We start from the raw sequence: 11,686 nt of genomic DNA on the forward strand, positions 1-11,686 counted from the left end.
TCTCAAGTCTCAAGTCTCAAGTCTCAAGTCTCAAGTCTCAAGTCTCAAGTCTCAAGTCTCAAGTCTCAAGTCTCAAGTCTCAAGCCTCAAGCCTCAAGCCTCAAGTCTCAAGCCTCAAGCCTCAAGCCTCAAGCCTCAAGCCTCAAGCCTCAAGCCTCAAGTCTCAAGCCTCGGATCGCTGACCACTGTCGGTCATGCCAAGCTGTTGCGAAACGGCCCTTCAGACCACCGCAGGTATTATTCTCGTGGTCAGCAGGGCATGCAGTGTGTCCATGTACTCACCGGAGCGAGCCGGCCTGGTGGCGTCTGAGGTGATGACCACGGTCAGCTCCAGCGAGGGAATGACATACAGCACCTGCCCACCATAGCCTCTGGCATACGCGACGCGGTGGCCGTCCACCAGTGCCAGATACCACCCCAGACCATAGGCATGCCCGGAATATCTGGAGCGTGTCCGAGCTGACCAGGCGGTATCAATCCATTGCTGGCTGATGACACGCTTGCCATCTATTTGCCCACCCAGCCGATGCATCTCGCCGAACCTGGCCAGACCCTTCGCCGACAATGCCATTTCATTGCCACCCAGATAATAGCCTTGAGGGTCTCTCGTCCAGGGGGGTACCTGAATTTCCAGTGGTTCTCCCAGCCACTCACGAGACAGTTCCAGCAGGCTCTTGCCGGTGAGGCTCGTCAGCATGGCACCCAGCACATGATAGTTGCCGGTGGAATACAGCATTCGTCCACCCTGCTCGTCAACGAAGGGTCTCGTCAGAACATACTCGACCCAATCGGGGCTGTTCACCCAGGTATTGTAGAAGGGTCCTGATGTGCGCTGCAGTCCTGCCTGCATGCTCAACCAATGCCTGACGCTGATCTTCGCCACCCTGGAATCGGCACCAGATGGTATGAGACCGGGTGCCAGCTCCCCCAGAGTCTTGTCCAGATCGGGTACAACGCCCTTGTCGACTGCAATTCCGGTCAGTGTGGCAACCAGTGTCTTCGACACGGACTTCATGTTGACCGGCTCTCGCGTTGATGCACCACGAAAGGCTTTCTCGAAAACAGTCTCACCGCGATGAATGATGATCAATGAATGCAACTGATCGAGAGAATCGGCAGTATTCGCCATCGCTTCCATCGAAACGGTTCTTGTGCCTTCTTCGACATCGCCTGCAGAGGGCACCATGGCGGCCAATGAACCCCCGGATTGAGCCACCGTCAACATTCCGGCCAATCTGGCAAGCGCTCGACGGCGACCTGCGCGATATCCGGTATCCCCCGGATCAATGGTTTCCGACATCGACTCCAACGCAGTTTCTGTGCGACCAGCAGCCGCAGAATACAAGGCTACCTGGCTGTGAGGATTCTTTTTCATCGACAACAACATTGATCAGAGCGGAAGAACACAAAAGGCGCGCAATCGAGACTGGATTGACGACTTCATCACCGAGCCGAACCACTGTCAACAAAGCCACATCAAATACGAATAACGCTGATTTATTGACATTCTACGTCATTCGTGACTTTTCTGAATCGCCCGGTCGGGATTCAGCCGGCTTTGCCGGATTCTCGGTCGGGAAAAACCATCACAGCGGGTCTTCACTGGTATAACGATGGCGGGAACAACGAGACATTGCCAGTGACTTCAGAGAGACCTTTCGCACCATCCGCTGATCGTAACCGACATGCCATACTGGACGCTCTGCGCGACGAGTTGCTTCCGGATGATCTGGTGCTGGAATTCGGCAGCGGGACCGCCCAGCACATCTGTCATTTTGCAGAAGCATTGCCCACCGTGCGCTGGCAACCTACTGATCGATCCGACAAACTGCCTGGCATGCAGCAATGGATAAACGATTGCCGACTACCGAATATCCTGCCTCCCGTGGAGCTTGATCTGTGCGCCGAACCTCCGGCCCTGGAGGGTGTGACAGCCTGCTACAGCGCCAACACACTGCACATCATCAGTTGGCCCCTGGTCATGAAGCTGTTCGATCTGTCTGCGGCGAAACTGGAAAAAGGCGGCAAACTGTGCATCTACGGGCCTTTCATGTTCGAGGGAGAACACATCAGCGATGGCAACCGGCAGTTCGACCGGCAATTGCGAGCGGCAGACCCCGCCAGCGGTATCCGCGACGTACAGGACCTGGAAACGTTGGCAAGAAAGTCAGGCTTTGCGCCTGCCCGCATCACGGCCATGCCTGCCAACAATCACTTGCTCGTCTGGGATCGTTGCCCATCCACGCCAGAGCCCAGACCCTGAACCCACGAACCCACGAACCCACGAACCCACGAACTCGAGTACAGGTAGAAATACCGGAAATATTCAGTGTAATGCGGGCCCGTCGAACGCGCATGCCCAGTGGCTTGTGGAATAATCGCGAAGACGGTTGACCATGGGCAAACCCTGTCAATCCTGTGCCTGAGTCGGCAACCTTGCCTTCCCCGTAGACTGAAGAACATGAGCACCATCCTGGTAAACCCCGGTTGTTCCAACATCGAATTGCGCGAGTCGCTCTATGCAGGCGACATCGTTTTGTTGACCGAGCTACCCGCAGTAGGAGAGCTGGTCGAACACACACGAGCGGAGCTGAACAATCTGTTTGACGGGCATGACCCGCAACATGTGCATGAGCAACTCTCGCCCGAAGAACTGGCGGTCATCCTGAGCAAGTGGAAACCCGCCTTCATGCGCATGGACCGCTCGATGCAGCTGGCCAGGGAAATCGTCGAACAATGCGGATTCAACCCCGAGACCACGCACTTCGACCTCTTGAAGCCCCGCACCTCCTACCCTGTCGGGCACCTCACGACCGGCATTGCCTACGCCTTTCCCTGGCACCGTGACACCTGGTACGCTGCCGCACCCCAACAGATCAATCTGTGGCTGCCCATATGGGAGCCTCGGCGCAACAACGCCATGGCCTTCGATCCCGGCGCATTCGGCAAGAAGGTACCCAACAATTCATGCGATTTCGACTATTATCGCCGCAATGTCGAGCGAGCGTCTCTGGACAAGGTCGTCAAGACCGATACCCGTGCCCAGCCCGGCGCCATTGACTGGAACCCGGAACACGAGGATATCGTTCTTCCTTCACCTGGCAGCATTCTGTTGTTCTCGGCAGATCAACTACACCGCTCCATTCCCAACACCTCTGGCCTGGCACGCTACAGTATCGACTACCGTATCGTCGAGACAAGTGACATCGAATCAGGTCGGGGCGCACCTGTTCTGGACAACGCCTGTACAGGTACGGCAATTCGCGATTTTCTCCGGGTTTCCGACGGCGCACAGATGCCGGATGCCATGGTGCGTATCATCGAACCCGAGCCACCAGCCGGGGACGTTGTATTGACCTTCGATCCGAAAAGGTAGCCATCAGCCTGCCTGCCAATCACATGCCAGGCACCTCGACCACGTCGCCTGAGTGAAAACCTGCCTGATGCTGTCCAGTTAGTCTATCGGGCAGCCTGGCGCTTGAGTCGACGGTGTGTGGCTCTCAGCATCAGCAGGACACCAGTGATCACCACTGGTGAGAGTCCGGCGAGCAGCCACGACTTCCTGATTTCCATGGCATCAGCCAGTGGCGCGATGACATAAACCAGCAAGGAGACTGCGCAATAGCTGATCGCCACGACAGACAGACCTTCCACGGTCTCTTGCAGCCGCAATTGCTGTTCAGCACGGACATTCATGCTGTCCAGCAGAGCCTGGTTCTGCCGTTCGGCAGCCACATCTACTCGCGTCCGCAACAGATTGGAGGCTTTGGTCGCACGCCTGGATATCTCACCCTGGGCCGGACAGAGCTCACAAGCCGGTCAATGGCACCTTCAGCATCGGGTTGCCTTCCTTGTCACGCGGCACCTCTCCCGCACGCATATTGACTTGCAATGAAGGCAGGATCAGCTTCGGCATTCCCAGCTGTGCGTCGCGCTCGGTGCGAAAGCGGATGAAATCCTCGCGCGTCTTGCCAGCACCGACGTGGATGTTCTCGGCCCTCTCTTCTGCCACGGTGGTCTCCCAACGAATCTCCCGACCATTGGGGCCATAGTCATGACACATGAACAGCCGCATGTCATCCGGCAGAGCCAGCAGCTTCTGAATACTGTCATACAGCTCGCCGGCATCGCCACCCGGAAAGTCGACGCGGGCCGAGCCACCATCGGGCATGAACAGCGTATCACCCACGAAGGCGGCATTGCCCATGACATGCACCATGCAGGCGGGCGTATGGCCGGGTGTGTGAATGGCAAAACATTCCATTGCTCCAACCTGGTAGCGATCCCCGTCCTTGAACAGTGCATCGAATTGCGATCCGTCCCGCTGAAACTCGGTACCTTCATTGAAGACCTTGCCGAAGGTCTCCTGCACGACGATGATCTTCTCTCCCACGCCGATCTTGCCACCCAGCTTTTCCTGAAGATAGGGAGCTGCACTCAGGTGATCGGCATGAACATGAGTCTCGATGATCCATTCGAGCTCGAGACCCCTCTCTCTGACGTAGCTGATCAGCTCATCGGCACTGTCATAGCTTATCTTTCCGGCAGCGTAATCGATGTCCAGTACGCTGTCGATCACGGCACAGGCGGTGCTGCCAGGATCCTTGACCACGTAGCTGACCGTATTGGTCGCCTCGTCGAAGAACGCCTTGACGTCTGGCACAACATTCATGTTGACAGGGTATCGGGACATATCGGCCTCCATTGGTGAACGGTAGAGTACTACCTGGTGCGACTGCTGAAACCCAGCAGCCTGTATATCGGGCAACTATTGAGCGCAGCCGTTACCAGCAGAACCACACCTACCAGTATAGACAAGGCTCTTGCAAGTCCCGAATCAAAGCCGACCAGCAAGGGCATCAGCACCAGCACGATACCTGCAACAATTCTCAACCTGCGGTCGAGCGATCCAATATTCGATTTCATGATGTACCTCGGTTTCTGCAAGACTCAGGTTATTGTTGCTGACCTGAACAGTGCCTTCAGTAACATTGTCACCATGACCTGCACCGGTCCGGCATTTCATTGCGATATCGCTCAGTCGAACGGGCCGCGAACGTGGCCAGACTCCCCAACAGGCAAAGTCCGGCTTGCGACGCTGTTCAAGCCGTTTGATCAGGCGGCCGTTATCCGTGAATGGACACCATTTACGGATAAACCCTTGCCAACCAGACTGCCTGCCGCCTTCCTGATCATGTGCATACTGAGCGGTCCCTTGTGCGCAACCAGCAACGTCTCCGCCAGCCTCGAGAAACTGGGCTGGAAGGAGCGCTCCTTCTCGGGCAACTCCGATTATTCGCTGGTCGAGCATCAAGGTACCCATGCCATCCGGGGCCATGCCAATGCATCAGCCTCCGCCTTGTACAGGGACAAGAAAACGGATCTTCGAAAGACTCCGATTCTGAGCTGGCAATGGCAGATCAGGAATATCTTCGACAACCCTGACGAACGGTCCAGGGCAGGAGATGACTTTCCCGCACGCGTGTACGTGGTCTACAAGAAGGGACCTTTCCCCTGGAATACTCTTGCCATCAATTATGTCTGGTCATCAGGCAGCTCGATCGGCGAGCATTGGGGTAGTGCCTATACGGAAAAGTCACATGTCGTCGTATTGCAAAGCGGAGAAGCCAAAGTGGGTCAATGGATCACCGAAAAACGCGATGTGGCTCAGGATTTCAGGACATACTTCGGTGTCGATGTCAGCAAGATCAATGGTTACGCGATCATGGTTGATGCAGACAACACGGGAGCTACTGCCACAACCTGGTTTGCCGATATCAGATTCGATACGCAATGAGTCATCGTGAACTTGCCCAGCACTGAGCCCACCTGACTACTCGACTGCTACTGCTACCCCTTGCATTGTATATATAAGGCCAGAGCTTCAGGCAGCGGACTCATCATCAAGCAAGCTTGACAAGCTGACGTCCATCAACGGAGCGGGCTTGCCAAACAGATATCCCTGCGCGTAGTCGATGCCCAGCTCCTGCAAGACCTGGTATACAGCCTCGGACTCAACAACCTCAGCAACCGTCCTGACGTTCAGAACGCCGGCAACGTCCGCAACACACCGTACCAGTGCTCTGTCCAATTCGCTTTCCACGATCCCCTGTATGAAGACACCATCGATCTTGATGTAATCGAGCGGCAACTGCCTGACCTGACTCAAGGAGGAAAAACCGGTACCGAAATCATCCATGGCAATTCGGCAGCCAAGCTTGCGCAACTCATTGAGGAAAGCAACTGTCCTGCCGGCATTTCCCATGGCCGCTGACTCCGTGATCTCGAAGCACAGATGGCTGCACAGCATCCGGTTTTCAGCCAGGGTCTGCAACAGGAATTCCTGAAACGATTCTTCGGACAGTGTCACCCCGGACAGATTGATATTGATGCACAAGCGTTGCTGTGCAGGCAATGCAAGACCTTCCAGCCAGTCGATGACATTTCTGACAACCCAACGATCGATCTGCCCCACCAGGCCGTACCGCTCGGCAGCGGGTAGAAACTCACCTGGCGAATGGATCGTCCCATCTCTTGCCTGCAATCGCAAAAGAACCTCGAAATGAACCTCACCATCATCCTTGTCGCCGATATTCACGATGGGCTGCTGGTAGAGCAGCAGACGGTTATCCTCCAACGCCTGTGATATTCGGGCCACCCATTGTATTTCACCAGTCTGTCTGGCCACCACCTCGTCACTGGAGCTGTACGCCTGCACCTGATTTCTGCCCAAACCCTTGGCCTTGATGCAACAGGCATCGGCAGCCAGGATCACGGTTTCCGCACCGCTCATTTCCGCGACACACTCGGCAATGCCGATGCTGACACCCACGCTGTAGACACGCTCCTCCCATTGAAACCTGAATTGATTCATGGCCTCCCGAATATTCTCGGCAATGCGGGTGCCGTCCTCCAAGCCGCAACCTCGCAGCAACACGGTGAACTCATCGCCGCCATGTCGCGAAACCAGATCCTGCTCGCGAACCGTTGACTGAATCAGAGAGGCCAGCTGCAACAACAGATTGTCGCCCGCCGCATGACCACAGTTGTCGTTTACCACCTTGAACCGGTCCAGGTCCAGCATGCAGACACAAAACTGCCTGCCATCGCTCTTCTGCCCCTCGATTTCCCGAGCCAGTACACGGGCAAATTCGCGCCGGTTGCACAGTCCTGTCAAGGTGTCGTGATTTGCCTGATACTTCAACTCCGCCGACAGCTCACTGGCTACCGAGGTATCAACAACCGTTCCTCGGGCACCTCGGAATCTGCCGTCATCATCCCACATCGCTCTGGCCACGATGCGTACCGTACGCAGCCCGGCGCTTTCTGCCGGATGCTGCAATTGACCGTCCCAGACACCCTGGTCTTTCAGAGCCGGCACGATACTGTCGGCGTCGCAACATTCACCTGCCAGCAGTTGCTTGAGCTGTCGCAGACTCATGCCTGTCAATTCATCTGCGCTGATCCCGAACATGCCGCTGATGTCACCGGCGGCGTAGCATATTCGCAAGCGACTGTCGGTCTCCCAGAAACTGTCCGCGCCAAGATCGGCAAACCCCTGAAAACGCTCCCTCATGGTGTTGTTCCGATCCTCGGCACTGATCAACGCTCCCGTCAGTTGCTCGAAGGAACGATAGACATTACCCAGCTCATCCCTGCGCGCAACGAGTGCTGCCGGTGCGGTGATCTGTCGCAGACCCTTGCGCTGACCGGTGACCATGAGTCTGTCCAGCGTCTGCAGGGGACGGATCAGCAAGGGTGTAAGCCCCAACAGGCATCCCACGGTGACAAACAGACTGATCAGAACCACCAGGCCCACGATTCTGAACACATAGGCTTGCAACTCGTCGACGACATGCCGCGCGTCCACCCGGTACCAGAGCGTCATGGCCAGCGATTCGTCGCCCTGGGATAGCGTCAAGGCGCTATCGTAGACACCGGAATCGGCGTTGAAAACTCGTCCGCTACTGGCTGACAGACCAGCCTGCAATCCGGCAACATCACCTCCAAGCCTTTCCACTCCTGCCGACGTTTCCAGCACATAGCCAATCAGCGGATGCTGGCTCGACCGACCGGAGCGTCCGAGTAGACTGTCGAGCTCATGATGATCGTCTGACACGGCCAGAATGGGCGACAACAAGGCCAGCGAGTCATCAATGCGCGTCAACAGGCGATCACGCTCAGCGAACCAGGAAACGATCAACAAAACGGCTTCGATGATGACGATGCACACGAATACAACCGTTGTGATCCGCCAGAAGAGAGGAGAACGCAGCGGTGATTGCGACGGCTCTGCTCCGCGAGTCTCGTCGGAGGCCAGGTGCCGGCCTCTTCTAGTGACCGTAGCGGATGAAGCTTCCATTTTTCTCATGCAAGGTTACTGGCACCTCATGCAAGGCGCTGTGATGGCTATTGCCCCGTACAGGACTGTTTTCGGCCATCCGCAGGCAGGCTTTAGCCGGTGCTGCAGCGCACTTTCAACTCCGTGGGTTCCAAACGCCCACGACACCCAAACTGGACTTTGACCGATTGTGATGGAGGCTTTGCTTCCCTGATGCACTCAGACAAGTCAAGCTCCGAGACTCGTCACGAAGACCGCGGCGGACCAGGCAATCACGGCTGCCAGGCCTCCGATCGCCAGGGTCTGCAGAGCCGATTTCCACCAGGGGGCCTGAGACCAACGACTTTTCAGGGATCCGATCAGTACAAACGTGACTCCGGTGGCAATGATGGCCTGACTGAAGGGGTCCGCGGTATTCAGCACGAACGGTGTGAGTGGGATGTCACCGCACACGACAAATGCGGCGAATGTCACCATCGAGGCGCGTACGGGTGTTGCCGGTACAGGTGAAACGCCGTGCTCCTCCACCAGCATCATATCCAGCCAGAGGCCTTCATGGCTTGTCATCACTCTGACAGCCTCCTCCAGCTGTTCCCCCTGCAACCCCTTCCTCTTCAGAATGGTTCTGATCTCGAGCCGCTCGCCAGCGGGAAAGCTCTTGATGTGTTGCCTTTCCATGGCTCGCAGACGGGACACCTGTTCGCTGTCTGCCTTGATCCCGGAGTAGTTGCTGGCCGCCATCGAGAACCCGTCTGCCAGTACATTGGCAACCCCCAGAGCAATGATGATATTTCGGTCAAAACCTGCACCTTCAACGCCTGCCACAATGGCGAAGGTTGTGACAGCTCCATCGATACCGCCGTAAATGGCATCACGCAGATGGTTCGGCTTCTCGTCCGAGCTGCCCAGTCTTGACTCGATTTCGGACTGAGAATGACCGTGCTCGATGGAGTGCTTCAGCAAACGTTTGAGAATCATCAGGCATCTCGCTTGAATTTCGGGAGAATCAGATGGATCTGTCAGAGCAAAGTCTACTCCTGATCAGATGTGGTACAGGTCGGGAATCCGCAGACATTCTCACTGGCCAGGTGGTGTAGAACCCCACCCAACCAGGGGGGAAAACGCTCCTGTAACAGTTGATGACCTGACCGACACACTCGCGAGTTGCCATACCGGCTGCAATGTATCCAACTATCCGTGCTCTGTCCTACTGACCTTCCCTACGGACCTGCAGGATGCACAAATCACGTTGCATCTTGCAGTGGCTCATCTGCGGCCATAAGTCGCGGTTTCAGGCATTGCCGCGCATTCTTCTGCCGCGGCACTGACTTGCATCAAGACACCTTGATGACTTTACCGTCATCATCAGACTTTTCCTGCAACCAAGGACTCGTTCAATGTCACAGCTGGTCGACAATCACCCACTGGCGCGAGATTTGCCAGAGCACAAGCAAACTATCCACGCGATGAAAATGAATGATGCGCATTTCTCGAGAATCATGGAAGAGTACGAGGCGCTGGACAAGGAAATCGTCCGCATAGAGCAAGGCCTGGAACATGTTCCTGACCTTGAGCTGGATGGCATGAAAATGAAGCGAGTGAAAATGAAGGACGACCTGCTGGCCCTGTTGCAACAGAGTTGACGGACAACCGCTTCGGTACTGACAACCCGGCCTTGCTCTGCCGACTGGCAAGGCTGGACCACTCGTCAAGCTGCTGCAGATGAGCTTGCAAGCAGGCTGCGGCACGCCTGACTACAGACGAGCAATGCTCATCGCTTGAGCAAAGCGATATCGCGCTTCAGACGAGCGATCGTATCGAGCAAGTCCAGGGCCAGTGCCACCCCTGCATGATTGAGCTCCAGATCGTCCTGCAAACGCCGGGCCCGTAACAACCTGTCGAGCTGCGATTGACGAAAACGCAACTCGTCGGAGGCTTCGTGCACCACGACACCGTAGTCCAGGAATTCCTGCACACCGTTTTCGTCCAACTGGCAGATCGTGCAGACTTCTGTCAGCGTATAAACCCTGTCTCTTTCCAGTATTTCCACTTCAATACCGGAATGCTCATGATCTGTCGTGAATCTCATGAGTTTCCTCCATCGTCGGTTCGGGGGTCCAGGGACCACAACTCACTCATTGCCTGATAGGCCTGTTTCTGTTCCTCTGTCACGGCCTTAGGCACGATGACGGAAAGAATCACATACTGATCTCCCGGAACCTTGCCAGGCAGGCCTCGCCCCTTGAGCCTCAGACGCTGTCCCTGACTGGCATTGGCCGGCACCGTCACTCGTACCTTGCCGTTGAGCGTTGGCACTTCGATGGACGCCCCCAATGCGGCCTCCCAGGGCATCACCGGCACGCTGACACTGACATCCTTGCCATCCAGATGAAAGCGGCTGTCTTCCTGAATCCGGATTTCGATGTACAGATCTCCGGCCGCCTCATTGCCGATTCCCGGCCCACCCTGCCCACGCAATCGGATCTTCTGCCCATTCGTCACACCGGCCGGTACCTTGACCTTGAGCTTTTTCTGTTCTGTTCGAATATTGCCATCATTTTGAACCACCGGTGTACTCAGTGATAGCTCAACCATGGCCCCTTTGTAGGCATCATGAATGGACACCGACAGATTGCTGTGTATATCCTGTCCACGTGCGTCGAAATGTTGTTCAGAGTGCCCGCCGGACTGCTGTCGAAAACGCGATCCGAATATCTGCTCGAAAAAATCACTGTAATCCGCACCACCGACGCCAGAGAAGTCTTCCGGATTGATGGATTCTCTGGCATGCCAATCCGGCGGAGGCTGGAAACCGGCACCGCCTGCCCCTTGATACTGTTTCAGTTCATCGTATTCGCGGCGTCGCTCGGGATCCTTGAGCACATTGTAGGCCTCACCCAGTTCCTTGAAGCGAACCTCACTGTCTGCCTCCTTGCTGACGTCCGGGTGATACTTGCGCGCCAGCTTGCGATAGGCACGCTTGATGTCGTCGGCACTGGCATCGTCTTCCAGTCCCATGATGTTGTAGTAGTCCACGAACTCCATGTTGTTCCTGAAACCTCCTCATCTGCCTGTTGGCGGGATGTATCGTCTACAGAATATGCTCTTCATGCAGGAACAGAAGGCAAATGAAGATTTTCCGCACGAGACAAGAGCTCTACATCGTCATGACGGCACTGTTCATTGCCGGACATCATGACAGCTGCCGCATCCGCAGGAACCCATGGCGGATGGACGCTACGCACCTTGCTGACCATAAAACCGCTTTCTGCCTCCGACGATATGCCGATGGCAGGATTCAGGCAGACTCTCGGAGTACACATGCGGATATTGCATGCCTAACCA

At 56.0% G+C, this 11,686-nt stretch carries 12 protein-coding genes; 4 read left to right on the forward strand and 8 right to left on the reverse strand.

What is annotated here, in order from left to right:
* Positions 1-220: 220 nt before the first annotated feature.
* On the reverse strand, positions 221-1,375 hold the full coding sequence (locus ACUNV4_RS22310) for a serine hydrolase domain-containing protein (RefSeq protein WP_430880841.1): 1,155 nt from the start codon (positions 1,373-1,375) through the stop codon (positions 221-223).
* Positions 1,376-1,639: 264 nt separating this feature from the next.
* Between ACUNV4_RS22310 and ACUNV4_RS22315 the strand changes: the two genes are divergently transcribed.
* A complete protein-coding gene (locus ACUNV4_RS22315; protein ID WP_430880842.1) occupies positions 1,640-2,263 on the forward strand; it encodes a DUF938 domain-containing protein in 624 nt (207 codons plus the stop codon).
* A gap of 198 nt (positions 2,264-2,461) precedes the next feature.
* A complete protein-coding gene (locus ACUNV4_RS22320; RefSeq protein WP_430880843.1) occupies positions 2,462-3,376 on the forward strand; it encodes a hypothetical protein in 915 nt (304 codons plus the stop codon).
* 83 nt (positions 3,377-3,459) lie between these two features.
* Here ACUNV4_RS22320 and ACUNV4_RS22325 read toward each other — a convergent pair whose 3' ends face one another.
* Genes ACUNV4_RS22325 through ACUNV4_RS22335 form a run of 3 tightly spaced genes read right to left on the reverse strand, consistent with a single transcriptional unit; the run spans position 3,460 to position 4,926 of the window.
* On the reverse strand, positions 3,460-3,753 hold the full coding sequence (locus tag ACUNV4_RS22325) for a DUF3422 family protein (RefSeq protein WP_430880844.1): 294 nt from the start codon (positions 3,751-3,753) through the stop codon (positions 3,460-3,462).
* Positions 3,754-3,808: 55 nt separating this feature from the next.
* Positions 3,809-4,693, reverse strand: coding sequence for an MBL fold metallo-hydrolase (locus tag ACUNV4_RS22330; protein ID WP_430880845.1), 885 nt, complete (start codon positions 4,691-4,693; stop codon positions 3,809-3,811).
* A 29-nt stretch (positions 4,694-4,722) separates the two neighbouring features.
* Complete coding sequence (locus tag ACUNV4_RS22335) at positions 4,723-4,926, reverse strand: YgaP family membrane protein (RefSeq protein WP_430880846.1); 204 nt, start codon at positions 4,924-4,926, stop codon at positions 4,723-4,725.
* A 235-nt stretch (positions 4,927-5,161) separates the two neighbouring features.
* Here ACUNV4_RS22335 and ACUNV4_RS22340 point away from each other — a divergent pair, with 235 nt between their 5' ends.
* Positions 5,162-5,797 carry a DUF3047 domain-containing protein gene (locus ACUNV4_RS22340; protein ID WP_430880847.1) on the forward strand — a complete coding sequence of 212 codons (636 nt, stop codon included), beginning with the start codon at positions 5,162-5,164 and terminating at the stop codon, positions 5,795-5,797.
* Positions 5,798-5,884: 87 nt separating this feature from the next.
* On the opposite strand, the gene ACUNV4_RS22345 is transcribed toward ACUNV4_RS22340, so the two are convergent.
* A complete protein-coding gene (locus ACUNV4_RS22345; protein ID WP_430880848.1) occupies positions 5,885-8,371 on the reverse strand; it encodes a putative bifunctional diguanylate cyclase/phosphodiesterase in 2,487 nt (828 codons plus the stop codon).
* 198 nt (positions 8,372-8,569) lie between these two features.
* Positions 8,570-9,319 carry a VIT1/CCC1 transporter family protein gene (locus ACUNV4_RS22350; RefSeq protein WP_430880849.1) on the reverse strand — a complete coding sequence of 250 codons (750 nt, stop codon included), beginning with the start codon at positions 9,317-9,319 and terminating at the stop codon, positions 8,570-8,572.
* A gap of 419 nt (positions 9,320-9,738) precedes the next feature.
* Here ACUNV4_RS22350 and ACUNV4_RS22355 point away from each other — a divergent pair, with 419 nt between their 5' ends.
* The gene (locus ACUNV4_RS22355; RefSeq protein WP_430880850.1) at positions 9,739-9,984 is read left to right on the forward strand and encodes a YdcH family protein; all 246 of its coding nucleotides are present in this window, start codon (positions 9,739-9,741) and stop codon (positions 9,982-9,984) included.
* 128 nt (positions 9,985-10,112) lie between these two features.
* Here ACUNV4_RS22355 and ACUNV4_RS22360 read toward each other — a convergent pair whose 3' ends face one another.
* Both ACUNV4_RS22360 and ACUNV4_RS22365 read right to left on the reverse strand, forming a co-directional pair.
* On the reverse strand, positions 10,113-10,430 hold the full coding sequence (locus ACUNV4_RS22360) for a chaperone modulator CbpM (protein ID WP_430880851.1): 318 nt from the start codon (positions 10,428-10,430) through the stop codon (positions 10,113-10,115).
* Positions 10,427-11,386, reverse strand: a complete 960-nt coding sequence (locus ACUNV4_RS22365) for a DnaJ C-terminal domain-containing protein (RefSeq protein WP_430880852.1) — start codon at positions 11,384-11,386, stop codon at positions 10,427-10,429. The genes ACUNV4_RS22360 and ACUNV4_RS22365 overlap by 4 nt, the downstream gene beginning before the upstream one ends.
* Between the last annotated feature and the right edge of the window lie 300 nt (positions 11,387-11,686).

The organism is Granulosicoccus sp. 3-233, assembly GCF_052681095.1.

Coding starts and splice junctions, on each gene's coding strand:
- ACUNV4_RS22320 (WP_430880843.1), top strand. CDS start 2,462: ATGAGCACCATCCTGGTAAACCCCGGTTGTTCCAACATCGAATTGCGC.
- ACUNV4_RS22345 (WP_430880848.1), bottom strand. CDS start 8,371: ATGAGAAAAATGGAAGCTTCATCCGCTACGGTCACTAGAAGAGGCCGG.
- ACUNV4_RS22335 (WP_430880846.1), bottom strand. CDS start 4,926: ATGAAATCGAATATTGGATCGCTCGACCGCAGGTTGAGAATTGTTGCA.
- ACUNV4_RS22330 (WP_430880845.1), bottom strand. CDS start 4,693: ATGTCCCGATACCCTGTCAACATGAATGTTGTGCCAGACGTCAAGGCG.
- ACUNV4_RS22310 (WP_430880841.1), bottom strand. CDS start 1,375: ATGAAAAAGAATCCTCACAGCCAGGTAGCCTTGTATTCTGCGGCTGCT.
- ACUNV4_RS22355 (WP_430880850.1), top strand. CDS start 9,739: ATGTCACAGCTGGTCGACAATCACCCACTGGCGCGAGATTTGCCAGAG.
- ACUNV4_RS22365 (WP_430880852.1), bottom strand. CDS start 11,386: ATGGAGTTCGTGGACTACTACAACATCATGGGACTGGAAGACGATGCC.
- ACUNV4_RS22360 (WP_430880851.1), bottom strand. CDS start 10,430: ATGAGATTCACGACAGATCATGAGCATTCCGGTATTGAAGTGGAAATA.
- ACUNV4_RS22350 (WP_430880849.1), bottom strand. CDS start 9,319: ATGATTCTCAAACGTTTGCTGAAGCACTCCATCGAGCACGGTCATTCT.